Annotated in this window: 18 protein-coding genes; 14 read left to right on the top strand and 4 right to left on the bottom strand. The window is 42.8% G+C overall.

Annotated elements, in window-relative coordinates; genetic code table 11:
• Positions 1-34 precede the first annotated feature (34 nt).
• The 8 genes from rpsF to wrbA all read left to right on the top strand — a co-directional run bounded on the left by rpsF (position 35) and on the right by wrbA (position 6,313).
• Positions 35-322, top strand: a complete 288-nt coding sequence (rpsF, locus tag BA81_RS15895; RefSeq protein ID WP_024424058.1) for a 30S ribosomal protein S6 — start codon at positions 35-37, stop codon at positions 320-322.
• Between the two features lie 36 nt (positions 323-358).
• Positions 359-901 (top strand): single-stranded DNA-binding protein SsbA, encoded by a 543-nt coding sequence (gene ssbA, locus BA81_RS15890; protein ID WP_007497456.1) that lies wholly within the window; start codon positions 359-361, stop codon positions 899-901.
• Between the two features lie 40 nt (positions 902-941).
• Positions 942-1,181: a 30S ribosomal protein S18 gene (gene rpsR, locus BA81_RS15885; protein WP_008359105.1), complete on the top strand. Its 240-nt coding sequence runs from the start codon at positions 942-944 to the stop codon at positions 1,179-1,181.
• 203 nt (positions 1,182-1,384) lie between these two features.
• On the top strand, positions 1,385-2,350 hold the full coding sequence (locus tag BA81_RS15880; protein WP_034283633.1) for an ABC transporter ATP-binding protein: 966 nt from the start codon (positions 1,385-1,387) through the stop codon (positions 2,348-2,350).
• Positions 2,343-3,860: an osmoprotectant update ABC transporter permease/substrate-binding subunit OpuFB gene (opuFB, locus tag BA81_RS15875; RefSeq protein WP_034283631.1), complete on the top strand. Its 1,518-nt coding sequence runs from the start codon at positions 2,343-2,345 to the stop codon at positions 3,858-3,860. Before BA81_RS15880 ends, opuFB begins: the two co-directional genes overlap by 8 nt.
• 210 nt (positions 3,861-4,070) lie before the next feature.
• Entirely contained in the window at positions 4,071-5,021 is a 951-nt protein-coding gene (locus BA81_RS15870; protein WP_034283630.1) for a ring-cleaving dioxygenase, read from the top strand.
• Positions 5,018-5,626: an alpha/beta hydrolase gene (locus tag BA81_RS15865; protein ID WP_034283629.1), complete on the top strand. Its 609-nt coding sequence runs from the start codon at positions 5,018-5,020 to the stop codon at positions 5,624-5,626. Before BA81_RS15870 ends, BA81_RS15865 begins: the two co-directional genes overlap by 4 nt.
• 72 nt (positions 5,627-5,698) lie before the next feature.
• Positions 5,699-6,313, top strand: a complete 615-nt coding sequence (wrbA, locus tag BA81_RS15860) for an NAD(P)H:quinone oxidoreductase (protein ID WP_034283654.1) — start codon at positions 5,699-5,701, stop codon at positions 6,311-6,313.
• Positions 6,314-6,362: 49 nt separating this feature from the next.
• Here the strand turns inward: wrbA and katX are convergent, their stop codons facing one another.
• Complete coding sequence (gene katX / locus BA81_RS15855) at positions 6,363-7,973, bottom strand: catalase KatX (protein WP_373924854.1); 1,611 nt, start codon at positions 7,971-7,973, stop codon at positions 6,363-6,365.
• An 84-nt stretch (positions 7,974-8,057) separates the two neighbouring features.
• Between katX and BA81_RS15850 the strand changes: the two genes are divergently transcribed.
• The 3 genes from BA81_RS15850 to rsiV all read left to right on the top strand — a co-directional run bounded on the left by BA81_RS15850 (position 8,058) and on the right by rsiV (position 10,218).
• Entirely contained in the window at positions 8,058-8,717 is a 660-nt protein-coding gene (locus tag BA81_RS15850; RefSeq protein WP_034283626.1) for an aspartate/glutamate racemase family protein, read from the top strand.
• Between the two features lie 148 nt (positions 8,718-8,865).
• Entirely contained in the window at positions 8,866-9,360 is a 495-nt protein-coding gene (sigV, locus tag BA81_RS15845) for an RNA polymerase sigma factor SigV (protein ID WP_034283625.1), read from the top strand.
• Entirely contained in the window at positions 9,361-10,218 is an 858-nt protein-coding gene (rsiV, locus tag BA81_RS15840) for an anti-sigma-V factor RsiV (RefSeq protein ID WP_034283623.1), read from the top strand.
• 54 nt (positions 10,219-10,272) lie between these two features.
• Here rsiV and BA81_RS15835 read toward each other — a convergent pair whose 3' ends face one another.
• The gene (locus BA81_RS15835; RefSeq protein ID WP_034283622.1) at positions 10,273-11,199 is read right to left on the bottom strand and encodes a manganese-dependent inorganic pyrophosphatase; all 927 of its coding nucleotides are present in this window, start codon (positions 11,197-11,199) and stop codon (positions 10,273-10,275) included.
• 303 nt (positions 11,200-11,502) lie between these two features.
• Between BA81_RS15835 and BA81_RS15830 the strand changes: the two genes are divergently transcribed.
• The 3 genes from BA81_RS15830 to rplI are packed head-to-tail and all read left to right on the top strand — an operon-like array spanning position 11,503 to position 14,897.
• Complete coding sequence (locus tag BA81_RS15830; RefSeq protein ID WP_034283621.1) at positions 11,503-12,441, top strand: YybS family protein; 939 nt, start codon at positions 11,503-11,505, stop codon at positions 12,439-12,441.
• Between the two features lie 30 nt (positions 12,442-12,471).
• Positions 12,472-14,451 carry a DHH family phosphoesterase gene (locus tag BA81_RS15825; protein WP_034283620.1) on the top strand — a complete coding sequence of 660 codons (1,980 nt, stop codon included), beginning with the start codon at positions 12,472-12,474 and terminating at the stop codon, positions 14,449-14,451.
• Positions 14,448-14,897, top strand: a complete 450-nt coding sequence (gene rplI, locus BA81_RS15820) for a 50S ribosomal protein L9 (RefSeq protein WP_008359128.1) — start codon at positions 14,448-14,450, stop codon at positions 14,895-14,897. Before BA81_RS15825 ends, rplI begins: the two co-directional genes overlap by 4 nt.
• Before the next feature lie 40 nt (positions 14,898-14,937).
• Here rplI and BA81_RS15815 read toward each other — a convergent pair whose 3' ends face one another.
• Both BA81_RS15815 and BA81_RS19420 read right to left on the bottom strand, forming a co-directional pair.
• Positions 14,938-16,152, bottom strand: coding sequence for a CynX/NimT family MFS transporter (locus BA81_RS15815; protein ID WP_034283619.1), 1,215 nt, complete (start codon positions 16,150-16,152; stop codon positions 14,938-14,940).
• A 22-nt stretch (positions 16,153-16,174) separates the two neighbouring features.
• Positions 16,175-16,321 (bottom strand): YycC family protein, encoded by a 147-nt coding sequence (locus tag BA81_RS19420; protein WP_064498621.1) that lies wholly within the window; start codon positions 16,319-16,321, stop codon positions 16,175-16,177.
• Between the last annotated feature and the right edge of the window lie 21 nt (positions 16,322-16,342).

The raw sequence follows: 16,342 nt of genomic DNA, 5'->3' as shown, positions 1-16,342 counted from the left end.
TAGGGCCGCTTAGACCAAAAGGAGGTGCAATCAGATGAGAAAGTACGAAGTTATGTACATCATCCGCCCAACAGTTGACGATGAGGCTAAAAAAGCAGTTATCGAGCGTTTCAATAACGTGTTAACTTCTAACGGTGCGGAGATCACTGGAACAAAGGATTGGGGTAAACGTCGTCTTGCATACGAAATCAATGATTTCCGTGACGGTTTCTACCAAATCGTAAACGTTCAATCTGACGCTGCAGCAGTTCAAGAATTTGACCGCTTAGCTAAGATCAGTGACGATATCATTCGACACATTGTTGTTAAAGAAGAAGTATAAATCATTGAAATATATATTTAAAGGTGGTCTTTCAATATGCTAAACCGTGTTGTATTGGTCGGAAGACTAACAAAAGACCCTGAGCTTCGCTACACGCCTAATGGTGCGGCTGTAGCCACGTTTACTCTAGCTGTGAATCGTACGTTTACGAATCAATCTGGAGAGCGTGAAGCCGATTTCATTAACTGTGTTACTTGGAGAAGACAAGCCGAGAACGTGGCTAATTTCTTGAAAAAAGGAAGTCTTGCCGGTGTAGACGGTCGTTTGCAGACAAGAAACTATGAAAATCAGCAAGGACAGCGTGTCTTCGTGACAGAGGTTCAAGCTGAAAGTGTTCAATTTCTTGAGCCTAAGAGCGGCGGTGCTGGTTCAGGTGGATACAGCGGCGGTGGCAATAGCGGAGGCCAGTATTATGGCGGTAGCCAAAACGATCAGAATCCATTTGGAAATGAACCAAGTCAAAATCCATATGGCAATCAAAACAACCAAAATCGTAATCAGGGAAATAGCTTTAATGATGACCCATTTGCGAACGATGGTAAACCGATTGACATCTCCGATGATGATTTGCCATTCTAATTGATCTGAAAAAATGACTAAAGGAAAGGTGTGAAAACAAATGGCAGGTGGACGCAGAGGCGGTCGTGCGAAACGTCGTAAAGTATGTTTCTTTACTTCTAACGGTATCACGCACATCGATTACAAAGATGTTGATCTTCTTAGAAAGTTTGTTTCTGAGCGTGGTAAAATTTTACCTCGTCGTGTAACAGGAACTAGCGCTAAGTATCAACGTAAATTGACTTTAGCGATCAAAAGATCACGTCAAATGGCATTACTTCCATACGTTACTGGTGAGTAAGTCGTTGACTTAAAAAGCGGAGAGCCCCGAGCTCTTCGCTTTTTTTATTTTCCTCACTGTGAATCCCATCTATTTTTGCTAGAGTTGTTTTTGACAGTCAACCTAGGGGAAGTATGTAAAAGTGACAGTTTATTCTATACAAATATGAGGTTGATCTGTCATATTGGTAGTCTAGAAAATAATTGCAGTCAGGGCGTGGGAAGATGATTGAATTTAATAAGGTATCGATGCAATTTTCTGATGAGCGCTATGCCGTTCAATCTGTTGATTTGGAGATTCAGCAAGGTGAGTTTTTTGTATTGATTGGACCTAGTGGCAGCGGAAAAACGACGACATTGAAAATGATCAATCGTCTCATTTCTTCTACAGAAGGTGAGATTTACATAAAGGGTCAAAAAATAAGTGATTTTGATATGTATGAGCTGCGCTGGGATATCGGTTATGTTCTGCAGCAAATTGCGCTTTTTCCTCATATGACCATAGAAGAAAATATTGCTGTGGTGCCAGAGCTTAAACAATGGAGCCGGAATGAGACCAATCAGCGTGTCCATGAACTCATGTTGATGGTCGGGCTTGATCCTGCTATGTATCGGCATCGAAAGCCAGCAGAGCTCTCTGGTGGACAGCAGCAGCGTGTCGGTGTGGCACGTGCACTTGCAGCTGATCCTGAGATTGTCCTGATGGATGAACCTTTTAGTGCGTTAGATCCACTAACGAGGGAGAAATTGCAGGATGATCTGCTTGATTTGCAGCGCCGCATACAAAAAACCATTGTTTTTGTGACGCATGATATGCAGGAAGCTATGAAGCTGGGTGATCGGATTTGTGTGATGAATGAAGGAAAAGTAGTGCAGATCGGACGTCCTGAGGAATTGGTTCAACATCCAGCCAATGCCTTTGTAAAGGAGTTTGTTTCAGGGGCTGCCCGCCATGTGGGACATCAAGCTTTTGAGCTGGAAACCTTGGCCCAACCGATGGCTCACGAAGCTCTTTTCCTCTATGAGGCGGTCTCAGCAGATGCCACACTGGATGAAGCCTTGTCTCTATTGGCAAAGCACGAGGAATTGGCTGTTGAAAAGAATGGAGAGCGGATTGGACTAGTGAATCGTCAAGCAGTGATTCAGTTTTTAGCTGATTCTTCTAAAGAGAGGGGCGAGTCACATGAATGATTGGACCCGTGTGTTATGGGAACGCAAAGAACAATTGGGGCACGCCTTACTTGAGCATATTCAAATTTCTTTTATTGCTTTATTTTTAGCGATTTTGATTGCCATTCCATTAGGTATCTATTTAACGAGGGTTCCAAAGCTAGCGGAATGGGTCATTGGGGTGACGGCTGTCTTGCAAACGATTCCGTCGCTTGCACTTCTTGGCTTGCTGATTCCTCTCGTGGGGATTGGGCAAGTGCCTGCGATTATTGCGCTTGTGGTCTATGCCTTACTCCCTATTTTAAGAAATACATATACAGGCATTCAGGAGGTCGATCCTTCCCTGAGAGAAGCAGCGCTTGCTATGGGGATGAATCATCGCAAACGGTTATTAAAGGTAGAGCTTCCACTTGCCATGCCAGTCATTATGGCGGGTATCCGAACCGGAATGGTTCTCATTGTGGGGACCGCCACTCTGGCAGCACTGATCGGAGCTGGGGGATTAGGAAGTTTAATTCTGCTGGGAATTGATCGAAATGATATGTCTCTTATTGTCATTGGTGCGATACCAGCTGCCTTACTCGCTCTCTTATTTGATGTGGTGCTGCGAACCTTTGAGAAAATTTCTTTTAAAAAGACTGTGATTTCTGTGGCTGTTTTTGCTCTGATTGCAGGAGCAGTTGTCGCTGCCCCCTCGCTGTTTCAGCAAGAAAAGAAAGAAATCACCATTGGCGGAAAGTTAGGATCAGAGCCTGAGATTTTGATCTCAATGTATAAGCTTTTAATTGAACAGGATACAGATATTCAAGTGAACCTGAAGCCCGGTCTTGGTAAGACGTCCTTTGTTTTCCAGGCATTACGCTCTGGTGATATTGACATTTATCCCGAGTTTACGGGTACAGCGATTTCTGAATTCCTCAAAGAAACAGCAAAAAGCACAGATAAAAGAAAAGTGTATGAGCAAGCGCGGCGTGGATTGGAATCGTCCTTTCAGCTCCGTCTTCTTGAGCCCATGGCATACAACAATACGTATGCTTTAGCCGTGCCGCAGTCACTGGCTGATCAATATGAGGTGTCCCACATTTCAGATCTAGGTAAGATCAAAAACCGTATAAAAGCTGGATTTACCTTAGAGTTTTCTGATCGTCAGGATGGGTATCGAGGCATTCAAAAAGCTTATCAATTTTCCTTTGACGATGTTGTGACGATGGAGCCGAAGCTTCGTTATCGAGCGATTCAAAAAGGAGATATCAATTTGGTCGATGCGTATTCGACAGACAGTGAATTGAGACAATACAAATTAAAGGTGCTTGATGATGATCAGCATGTTTTCCCGCCATATCAAGGAGCACCGCTGCTCAGGCAGGAGACATTAACTGAATTCCCTGAGATTGAGACCTCTCTCAATAAGCTTGCGGGTCAAATCACAGACGATGAGATGAGAGAAATGAATTATGAAGTCAATGTGAAGGAGAAGGATGCATTTCAGGTAGCGAAGGCCTATTTAAAAAAGAAAAAATTGCTGCAATAATCAAGGGAAAGCAGGGCTGTTTCATGCAAAACAGCTCTGCTTTTTTAAAAGAAAAACAAAAAACATTGACATTTATTTAAAAACATCATATCCTTAATTCGAGATAAATATATTTTTTTGATCTAATATCTCGAATTCGAGATAATATAAAGACGTCAGTAAAGACATAATGAATAGAGGTTTCTTACTTCAATTAGGAGGGCATGAGAAGTGAAAAAAACAGAAGGAATTCACCATATTACAGCTATTGTAGGTCATCCTCAGGAGAACGTTGATTTTTATGCAGGTGTTTTAGGACTTCGTCTCGTGAAGAAGACCGTGAATTTTGATGATCCGGGCACATACCATTTATATTTTGGAAATGAAGGCGGCTCTCCAGGGACAATTATTACGTTTTTCCCTTGGCCGGGGGCACAAAAAGGTCAAATTGGTGCAGGGCAAGTGGGCGTGACGACATATGTTGTACCGACAGGCTCTTTCTCTTTCTGGAAGGATCGCCTTGAGCAGTTTGATGTCTCTTATGAAATAGTTGAACGCTTTGGTGAAGCTTTTCTCTCATTCGAAGATCCACACGGCTTATTGATTGAGCTGGTAGAACGTGCGGAAGGAAAGCAAAACGAGTGGACCTTTAATGGTGTTACACCAGATGTAGCCATTAAAGGATTTGGCGGAGCTGTTTTATTAACTTCGCAGCCGGAGCAAACGATGCAGCTGCTAGAGCAAACGATGGGACTTGAACGAGTCGGAGCAGAAGGAGACTATGTGAGATTCCGTTCGTTTGGTGAAATAGGCAATGTGATTGATGTGAACAACACACCTGTTCCACGAGGACGTATGGGTGTTGGGGTTGTGCACCATATTGCATGGAGAGCAACAGATGATCAGGACCAATTAGATTGGCAAAGACATATTGCACAAAGCGGGTATCAAGTGACACCTGTGCAAGACCGAAATTACTTCAATGCTATTTATTTTAAAGAGTTTGGCGGCATATTATTTGAGATTGCCACGGATCCTCCAGGGTTTGCACACGATGAATCAGTGGAAACAATGGGTGAAGCATTGAAACTGCCACCGCAATATGAGGCGCAGCGCGGTCAGATTGAACAAATTGTGCTTCCAATTGAAGTGAGAGAAGTTAAAGGGAAAGGAGATTCATGATGAAGCATCTTTTTCGAAAAGGAAAGAATGAACAAAGACCTGTCCTGTTATTACTGCACGGAACTGGCGGGACAGAAGAAGATTTATTGCCACTTGCAGAGATCGTAGATCCTGATGCATCTGTTCTTAGTGTGAGAGGGAATGTATTAGAAAACGGCATGCCGCGTTTTTTCAGACGTTTGGCAGAGGGTGTATTTGATGAACAGGATTTGATTGAGCGTACTGAGGAACTATATACATTTATCGGTGAAGCAGCTGATGAATATGGATTTGATCGTCACAATGTGGTAGCTATCGGATATTCCAATGGGGCAAACATTGCTGGAAGCTTGTTATTCCATTATGGGGATGCCCTAAAAGGCGCCATCCTGCATCATCCAATGGTTCCAAGACGCGGAGTTTCATTGCCTTCATTAGCAGGGAAACAAGTCTTTATAGCAGCAGGTGAAAATGACCCAATGTGCCGTCCAGAGGAATCACAGGAGCTGGAGCAATTGCTGCAGGGTGCAGGTGCATCGGTTACACTTCATTGGGAAAATCGCGGACATCAGCTAACGAGAGAAGAAGTCGATGCTGCGGCTTTATGGTATCGTCGTCAATTTTAAATAAGGTGGGGAATACAGGTGGGATTTTTACAGAAGCTTTTTGGGCAAAATAAACAAAAGGAGATGGAACAAATGGAAAACGTAAAATTAGCGATTATTTATTATAGTTCAACAGGTACAAACTATCAGATGGCGAAATGGGCTGAAGCTGGAGCAAAAGAAGCTGGCGCAGAGGTCAAAGTATTAAAGGTTGCTGAATTGGCACCAGAAGCAGTTGTCGCTTCAAATCCAGCATGGAAAGCACATTTAGACGAAACAAAGGATGTGCCAGAGGTTCAATTAAGTGATTTAGAGTGGGCAGATGCCATCATCTTTAGCATGCCGACACGTTTCGGTAACCTGCCAGCTCAAATGAAGCAGTTCTTAGATACGACAGGCGGCTTGTGGTTCCAAGGTAAATTGGCAAACAAAGCAGTGAGCGCGATGACTTCAGCTCAAAACGCAAATGGCGGACAGGAGCAGACGGTTCTCAGCCTATATACGACGATGTTCCACTGGGGAGCCATTATTGCCGCTCCTGGATACACAGATGATTCCTTATACGGTGCAGGGGGCAACCCTTATGGCGTAAGTGTCACTGTTGACCAAAATGGAAAAATCCAAGAGGATGCAGAAGCAGCTGTGAAACATCAGGCAAAACGTACAGTCAATGTAGCAGAATGGATCAAAAAAGGTCAAAACGCTTAATAGATGTAAATAAAAAGAATGCAGCCTCGCCGCTGCATTCTTTTTTTCATTAATAAGGATCTGATGGTGTGCTGTTGTTGATGGCATCGTCCACGGCTTCGGCAGCGCCTGTAGAGCCGATAGGTCCGCTTGGCTGCTCTTGTTTAAAGGCTTTTAAGCCGTCAGCGACACGCTTTCCGTAATCAGGGTCTGCTTTTGTAAAGTTTTCGATCATTTGGTCTTGAATGTCCTTTTGACATGTGGCAAGGGTATTGACTAAGTTCTTAATCAGTTCCTCACGCTCCCAATCATTAAAACGGCGATACGTTTCTCCTGCTTGTCCAAAGTTGTTTGGGCGGTCAATGGCTTCTCGTTTGACTTCACCCTCTACAAAAGGCGTATGATCCTTTCCATCCTGTTTGGCTTCTTTTAATCCCCCGAGGATCGACGGTTCATAATTCACATGGGGATTTTGCCCTTTGCCTTGATCGACATGGTATTCCATTTGCCCGTCTCTCTGATTGGTGGCGACATGCTTTTTCGGTGCATTGATCGGCAGCTGTAAATAGTTTGGCCCTACACGATATCGCTGCGTGTCAGAGTAGGAGAAGGTACGGCCTTGAAGCAATTTATCATCTGAGAAATCCAAACCGTCTACGAGTACACCAGTCCCAAAGGCAACCTGCTCGACTTCTGCGAAATAGTTTTCTGGATTTTTGTTTAATACCATCCGTCCGATTGGTTTCCATGGGTAGTCATCCTTGTACCAAAGCTTTGTCGGGTCTAGCGGGTCAAAATCGAGGTGAGGGTGGGCATCATCTTCCATGATCTGTGCATATACCTCCCATTCAGGATGATCACCTTGCTCGATGGCTTCATATAAATCCTGTGTGGCATGATTGAAATTTTCTCCTTGGATCGCTTGCGCCTGTTCTTGGGTCAGGTTGCGAATGCCTTGTTTCGGTTCAAAATGATATTTAACCAGCACGGCTTTTCCTTCATGGTTTACCCATTTGTACGCATGGACACCTGAGCCTTGCATGTGCCTGTATGTTGCGGGGATGCCCCACGGTGAAAAGAGAAATGTCACCATATGCGTCGCTTCAGGTGATTGTGAGACAAAATCAAAAATACGCTCGCCGTCCTGACGATTGGTGACAGGATCTGGCTTAAAGGCATGAACCAAATCAGGGAACTTTAAAGCATCTCGGATAAAGAAAATCTTCAGGTTGTTCCCCACGAGATCCCAGTTGCCTTCCTCTGTATAAAATTTAATCGCAAACCCTCTCGGATCGCGTAATGTTTCTGGTGAATGACCGCCGTGAATCACAGAAGAAAAACGAACGAAAACAGGCGTCTTTTTCCCTTTTTCCTGAAACAATTTCGCTCTCGTATAGGTGGAGATGGGTTCATCACCAAATGTGCCGTAGGCTTCAAAATAACCGTGAGCTCCAGCACCGCGTGCATGAACGACACGTTCAGGGATGCGTTCACGATCAAAATGACTGATTTTCTCTAGGAAATCGTAGTTTTCAAGCGTAGTGGGTCCTCTATTCCCAACAGTTCTCATATTTTGATTGTCTGTTACGGGATGACCTTGCCGATTCGTTAACGTTTCTTCTGACTCTGAAGATGATTTAGGCTGTTGATCTTCTTTCAATTCGAATCCCTCCTTCAATATCTCCCTAACAATATGGTCATGTTGCTCCCTATTTCATACAAGGATTGATATAATGATTGAAAACTTTCACGAGGAGCAAACCAGATGATTCGATTACACTGCCTTCACGCCCATCCATCCAATCAGTCATATATAGAAGATGTTTTTGGTGATACAGATGTTGATTTGCATCACACAGTCGATTCATCATTTATAGAACGCGCCACTCAAGATCCTGCATTTGATCAATACAAGCAGCAAACGTATGCTATCAACAGATTAAAGCAAGAAAGTGAAGCCGATCTCATTCTGCTCACGTGTACACAATACATTGCTGCTCTAGGTGATCAGCAGCACCATTTCAAACAACCGATTGTTCCGATCGATGAACCGTTATTTGAGATGATTTGTGAGAAACAAGGGCCTCTTCAACTGGTGTTTTCCAACCCAGATACAGTGGAAGGGACGATGCAGCGGCTTGAATCATATGCCACAGAGCGGGGCAAACAGGTTGAAGTGGAATTGGTTGTGATGGAGGATGCCTTTCATCTCTGTCTAAACGGTGATATGCAAGCCTATGATGAACAAATCAAGGAGCAGCTGAGAAGATGTATGAAGCAAAAAGGGAAAGACATTTGTGTGATGCAGCTTTCGATGGTTCATGCGGCACAGCAGATGGAGCAGGAGACAGGCGTTCCTATCATTCATCCGCTTTCTTCACTAAAACAGTTTGTTCATCAAACACTATCCGCTTGGAAAGAGTGAACCCATCAGGTTCGCTCTTTTTGTATAGGAACGTAAATGTGATGACATGTTAAAAAATAATCGAGCGCAAACTATTTTCAAAAGGTGCGCGTCTATCCAATGTAAGAAATAACAGATGCGCATTTAAGATAAAGGAGCTCTTTGTAAAATGAAGAAACGAAAAATAGACGATCAATTTGCGGATTACGTCATGGAACATAAACACAGTTTTTATCGGTTGTCCTATAGTTATGTCAAAAACCCAGAAGATGCTATGGATGTTGTTCAGGAGGCCATTCATAAAGCACTCAAATCTGTTCACCGATTAGAGGATGCGAGCAAAATGCATAGCTGGTTTTATAAAATCGTGGTGAACGCTGCCCTAGACTTTTTACGAAAGAAGAAACGGGTGCAGGTGACAGATGATGATACGCTTGAATTCTTATCTCAGGGCGAATCAGATGTATACGAGGATCAAGACGTCAAACGGGCTATAGAGGATTTGCCTGAGATGTATCGGGTCATCATTATTTTGAGATTCTTTGAAGATTTAAAACTAGAGGACATCGCCCAGATTCTCGATGAAAATGAAAACACCATTAAAACAAGATTATATAAGGCGCTGCGGCTTTTAAAAGTAGAATTATCACAGGAGGAAATATAAATGGATAAGTATTTGGAACATTTAAAAGATGAATATTTAGAAATCCCTATTCCACCGGAATATGATGCGATGGTTGAACGAACGTTAAAAAGAAAAAATAAAAAACCTCATTTTCAGCAATGGACAATAGGACTTGTTGCGGCGGCAGCTCTTTTTGTCACAACGGTTAATGTCAGTCCACAGGCAGCAAGAGCGATTTCAGAGGTGCCTGTCATTGGCGAGCTGGTGAAAGTCGTAACGTTTACAGAATTTAAAAAGAGCGATCAAGGAACGAATATTGATCTTAAAACACCACACGTTTCAGGACTTGGGGACGGAACATTACAAGACAGCCTGAATCAAAAATATTTAGCTGAAAACAAAAAGCTGTATCAAGATTTTGAAAAGGAAACAAAGGGGTATAAAAATGGTCATTTAAGTGTTGAGAGCGGTTATGAAGTGAGAACGAACAATGATCAAATCCTTTCACTAGGCCGATACAAGGTGACGACTCAGGCTTCTGCGGCAGAGGAAATGACATATGATACGGTTGATAAGAAAAACCATGTCCTCATTACACTACCAAGCCTGTTTAAAGATGACCGTTATATTGATGTAATTAGTGAAAATATTAAAGAACAAATGAAGAAACAGATGAAAGAGGATTCAAACAAAATGTATTGGATTGGCAAGCAAGATATGGCGGAACCATTTAAGAAAATTAAGCCGGATCAAAACTTCTATATCAATTCAAAAGGAAAGCTTGTGATTTCCTTTAATGAATATGATGTGGCACCTGGCTACATGGGTGTTGTTGAATTCACGATTCCAACAAGTGTGCTAAAGGATGTTCTCGTTAGTGATATGTATATTCATTAAAAAGAATATAGACAAAAAAGACTGCTGAATGATTCAGCAGTCTTGTCGTGTTGATTAAGAAAGTGCGTCTGTCAGCGCTGGTACGACTTGTTTCTTTCTTGATACAACACCTTTTAGTAAAGCTGTGTTGTTTTTAAGCGTGACGTTAAATGCTTTTTCTACTTTTGCTGCTTCAGCACCGAGTGCAAGAGCAAGGGAGTCATTTTCCAAAATGTCTGTGATGACTAAAACAAATAGATCAAGACCTTTTGCTGCAATGACTTCATTGATTTTCGCTTCAATGTCAGCCTGTCTTGCTGTCACTTCAGCAATATCTACTGTATTGACTTGTGCAATTTCGACTTTGCTTTTGCCTAGTGCGAATTCTTTTGCATCAAGTGTAATTAATTCTTGAACCGTTTTTTGGCTTAGATCAGCGCCTGCTTTGAGCATATCTAGACCGTAAACTTCTGGATCTACCCCTGCGATTTTTGCAAGCTCATGTGCAGCATCAATATCTTGCTGTGTGCATGTTGGGGATTTGAATAATAAGGAATCAGAAATGATCGCAGATAAAAGCAAACCAGCGATTTCTTTTTCAATCGTCACTTGGTTTTCTTTATACATTTTGTTTAAGATCGTTGCTGTACAGCCTACAGGCTCTGCACGATAGTAAAGAGGTTCACTTGTTTCAAAGTTGGCAATACGGTGGTGGTCAATGACCTCAGTTACTTGTACTTGATCAATATCGCTTACACTTTGCTGGAATTCGTTATGATCGACAAGAATGACTTGCTTTGTTTCATTTGCAGCCGTTTCAATGAAACGAGGTGCTTCTTGTTTAAAGAAATCTAATGCGTATTGTGTTTCTCCATTGATTTCTCCAAGTCTGACGGCTTCTGCCTGAACGCCGATTTTGTTTTTCAGATCAGCGTAAGCAATAGCAGAACAAATCGTGTCTGTGTCAGGATTTTTGTGTCCGAATACGAGTGTTTTTCCCATGTGAATTCTCCTTCTTACATTTATTGATGATGTTTCTATTCTAACAGCTTTTGACCTTGAATTCAGGGTTTATAGCTAAGAATAATCTAAAAAATTGTAACATGCTGTTTGAAAACTTGCATGTGCGGTTCCATATCGGTGTTCCACGTGAAACGCTCCCAGGACAGCCTGCATTTTACTTGAGATTTACCGCTATGGTAAAATAAAGGTTGGGGCAAGACATGATGGAGCTGACATCATACGTATACATAGAAGTACACATTGAGCAAGATATAGACAAAAGGATTGGATAGAGGTGAAGGTGTGAAACAAACAAAAGCGTTAGTAGAGGGCGCAATCATGATGAGTATTTTTGCGGTCATGATGCTGTTTTATTTGTATGTGCCGCTTTTATCTATTATTTTCTTTCTAGCTGCTCCGATTCCGATCATCCTCTATACAATCAGACACGGCTTGAAAAAAGGAATTGCTGCTGGCGCTATTGGCATAGTGATCAGCTTTTTAATTGGGTCTATGGCTGGACTCATGAGTGCACCTATCTTAATTGCCGTCGGATTAGGCATGGGTGTTTTCTACAGCAGAAGGCAGCCTGGGAATGCCATCATTACAGGTGCGCTGCTTTATTTATTCAGTATTCTCATCTCCTTTGTTGTCAGTGTTCAGCTCTTTCAAATCGATATTATGAATATTGCGAAAGAGTCGATTGAGCAAATGATGCCGATGGTAGAGAGTGTTTTAAAGCAATCCGGGGCTTCTGAAAAGGACATAGCTAAACAGCTCAAACAGTTTAAAGAGATGCAGGATACGGCATTAAGTGCTTTACCTGTAGCGTTATTGATTTTGGTGACGCTGATGGCTTTTGTGAATCACTGGTTCGTGCGGCCTTTGCTCAAACGGTTTGTTTCAGACATGCCGTCCTTGAAGAAATTTAAGGATATGCGACTGCCAAAAAGCATGGTATGGTATTATTTACTCACATTGCTTTTGATGCTGATTCAGACGGAAAAAGGCAGCTTTTTATGGCTCGTTCAAACGAGTGCGTTTCAAATTTTATTTATACTGGTGCTTATTCAGGGATTTTCTTTTCTCTTCTATTATTGCCACGAAAAAAACATCTCAAAAGCGGTACCCATTTTCGCTGTCGTGTTAACGGTTTTCTTTCCGCCAATCGGTGTGATTGTGCGAATTATAGGGATTGCTGACATAGGCTTTGATTTAAGAGAAAAAGTAAAAAACAAATAATTCACTCTGAATGTTGAGGAGTTGATATCAGTGCCAAGCTTCTATAGAAAACCTGTCATCAAGTATCCGATCTTCGCGTTAATTGTTCTTGCGGTGGTCACAGTCCTCCTCAACCTTTATTTCAATTGGATCATAGGAGCAGTTGGTCTTATCGTCCTTGCAGGTGTGCTCTACTTCTTAAAGTGGGCAGATACGCAAGTGCAGAATGAGATTGATTCATATATTTCAACATTATCCTATCGAGTCAAAAAGGTTGGAGAAGAAGCATTAATGGAGATGCCAATTGGTATTATGCTGTTTAATGACCAGTATTATATCGAATGGACCAATCCGTTTCTCGCTTCGTGCTTTCATGAAAGCACACTTGTCGGCAGATCCTTGTACGATACATTCGAGTCTATTGTGCCTCTTATTAAACAAGAGGTCGAGACCGAAAATGTGACGCTGAATGACCGGAAATTCAAAGTCATTATTAAACGGTCAGAGCGCCTTTTATATTTCTTTGATGTCACGGAACAAGTGCAGATTGAACGACAGTACGAAAATGAACGAACGGTGTTATCTTATATCTTTTTAGACAACTACGACGATGTCACGCAGGGCCTTGATGATCAAGTTCGCAGCGCGATTAATAGTGAAGTGACGTCTTTGCTCAACAATTGGGCACAAGAATACGGTATTTTCCTGAAGAGAATTTCGTCTGAACGATTTATGGCGGTTCTAAATGAGAGCATTTTAGCTGAGCTTGAAGCGTCAAAATTCTCCATTTTAGACGAGGTCCGTGAGAAAACAGGGGCACATAGTGCGACGCTTACTCTGAGTATCGGGATCGGTGCGTCCGTTCCTTCCTTGAAAGAGCTTGGAGCACTTGCCCAGTCGAGTCTTGACCTTGCCCTCGGACGAGGCGGGGATCAGGTCGCCATTAAACAGCCGAATGGAAAAGTGAAATTCTACGGTGGAAAAACGAATCCAATGGAGAAACGGACACGCGTACGCGCACGGGTCATTTCTCATGCTTTAAAAGAAATTGTATCTGAAAGCGGTAATGTCATGATCATGGGGCATAAGTTCCCCGACATGGACTCGATCGGTGCATCCATTGGGATTTTAAAGGTCGCCCAGGCCAATGGAAAAGAAGGCTATATTGTCATTGATGCCAATCAGATTGGCGACAGTGTTCAACGCTTAATTAGTGAAATTAAAAATTATGAAGAGCTTTGGTCACGTTTTATCACCCCAGAGGAAGCAATGGAGCTTGCAAAGGATGACACATTGCTTGTCGTCGTGGATACACATAAACCGTCTCTCGTTATGGAAGAACGGCTGCTGAATAAGATTGAAAATGTCGTGGTCATTGACCATCATAGACGCGGCGAGGAATTTATCCGTGATCCTTTACTTGTTTATATGGAGCCGTATGCTTCATCTACAGCAGAGCTTGTGACAGAGCTTTTAGAATATCAGCCGAAGAAATTACGGATTAACATGATTGAGGCGACTGCGCTTCTGGCTGGGATCATCGTTGATACGAAGAGTTTCTCCCTGAGAACGGGGTCAAGAACGTTCGATGCAGCATCCTACCTTCGTGCAAAGGGAGCAGATCCTGTCCTTGTGCAAAAGTTCTTAAAAGAAACCGTCGATCATTACATCAAACGAGCAAAACTCATTCAGCATACAGAACTGTATCAAAATCAGGTGGCCATTGCTTCATTGCCATCTGACAGGTCGGAGTATTATGATCAAATTACGATTGCCCAGACAGCGGATTCCCTGTTGTCAATGAGTGAGGTAGAAGCGTCATTTGCTGTCGCTAGACGAGATGACGACACAGTATGTATTAGTGCTAGATCATTAGGGGATATCAACGTTCAAATTATTATGGAAGCATTAGACGGCGGCGGTCATTTGACTAACGCTGCTACCCAGATTTATGGTATAACCATTGAAGAAGCGGTAGGGAAATTAAAGGCTGCCATTGACGAATATTTCGAAGGAGGGGTTCAAAGATGAAAGTCATCTTTCTAAAAGACGTAAAAGGCAAAGGAAAAAAAGGCGAAGTCAAGAATGTAGCTGACGGATACGCGCACAACTTTCTCATCAAACAAGGGTTAGCTGTTGAAGCAACTCCAACGAACCTAAGCGCATTGGAAGGGCAGAAAAACAAAGAGAAAAAGAATGCCATCCAAGAGCTTGAACAAGCAAAACAATTAAAAGAAACACTTGAGGCGTTAACAGTGGAACTCACTGCAAAATCAGGTGAAGGCGGCCGTTTGTTTGGCTCGATTACAAGCAAACAAATCGCTGATAAATTGCAAAAAGATCATCAAATTAAACTCGATAAGCGTAAAATCGAGCTGAATGACGCCATCCGTGCATTAGGTTACACAAATGTACCGGTGAAGCTTCATCCAGAGGTACAAGCAACGTTAAAGGTACATGTGACAGAGCAGGCATAAGTAGAAAAGAACCCGTCTCACGAGGAGGCGGGTTCTTTTTTTATGAAGGATCTGAAATATAGACACTGCGTCCAGCACGCATACCGGATAAAAACATGAAAAATAGGATGATGATAAAGATGATAATCGCTGGTGTCCATGTATGTGTGGAATCAAAAAGGATACCAATCATGAACGGCCCAACAGCAGCTAATAAATAACCGAGAGACTGCGCCATTCCAGAGAGGGCAGCTGCTTGTTCCATATTGGTTGTACGTAAACCGATAAATGTGAGGGCAAGACTGATACTGGCCCCTTGTCCAATGCCGATCAATAGAACAGAGATGACAAGGATAGGCGTCGATCCTCCGAGAAGAAGTCCAATCATGCCGAGTAAATACACAAGGACAAGGCCGGCGACAAGCGGTCTTTGCGTTTTTAATTTTTCTGCAAAAACGGGTGTTAAGAAGGTGGATGGCAGCCCAACAAACTGCATAATGGACAGCATCCAGCCAGCTGTCGACAGGTTCATTCCATGGGATGTTAAGATATCAGGAAACCATGCGATGCTGCTATAGAAAAGGAATGACTGCAACCCCATAAAAAAGGTTACCTGCCATGCAACACGTGAACGCCATATTGGCTGCTCTGTAAGAGAAATACTTTTGACGGCCGCTGTATTCTGATGAAGAAGCTGCGGCGCCCAAACCATCATGGCGAGAAGGGCAAGTCCAGCCCATACAAGGAATGATGTATTCCAGCCGCCAGGCATCGTATGACTGAGCGGAACACTGACACCTGATGCAAGTGCAGCGAAGACGGACATTGAAGTTGTATATACACTTGTCATCAAGCCTGCATGTGCAGGAAATTTATGCTTCACAAGCCCCGGTAAGAGCACATTACAAATCGCAATTCCAACGCCGACCAGCGCTGTTCCAATCATTAAGAAGGTGATGGAGCCAAACGAGCGAATCACAATCCCAAAGAGAAGGACGGCAAGTCCAAGCCAGAGGGTTCGTTCATTGCCAAGTCGTTTTCCGATTTTAGGTGCAATTGGAGAAAGCAATGCGAATGAGAGCAGTGGTAATGTCGTGAGAAAACCCGCCAGTCCATTTGAAAGCTGTAAATCGGAACGAATCGCGCCGATAACAGGGCCAACGGATGTAATGGCAGGCCGAAGATTAAATGCAATGAGCAAAATCCCAGCAATCAGCAGGATGGTTTGTCCTGTACTGCGAGGATGTAATGTTGATTTTTCTAGTTGTTGTTCCATGAATGTAAACTCCTTTATTTCTTTAAGAAGAACGATCTTTCTTCTGTTCAAGCTCCGCTAATTTAGCTAATAAGATATGCTGCGGCATATGCATGATTTGTTCTAACGGTACATTGAGTGATGCAGCAAGCTTTTGTGCGGTATCGGCTGAGATTTGTAAAGGTCTCATGCGCAAATCCCTCCTCTTTCA

The organism is Bacillus safensis FO-36b, assembly GCF_000691165.1.
GTDB classification, from domain to species: Bacteria; Bacillota; Bacilli; order Bacillales; family Bacillaceae; genus Bacillus; species Bacillus safensis.
The sequence above is the reverse complement of the archived record's forward strand: the minus strand, read 5'-3'. Positions and strand labels throughout refer to the sequence as shown.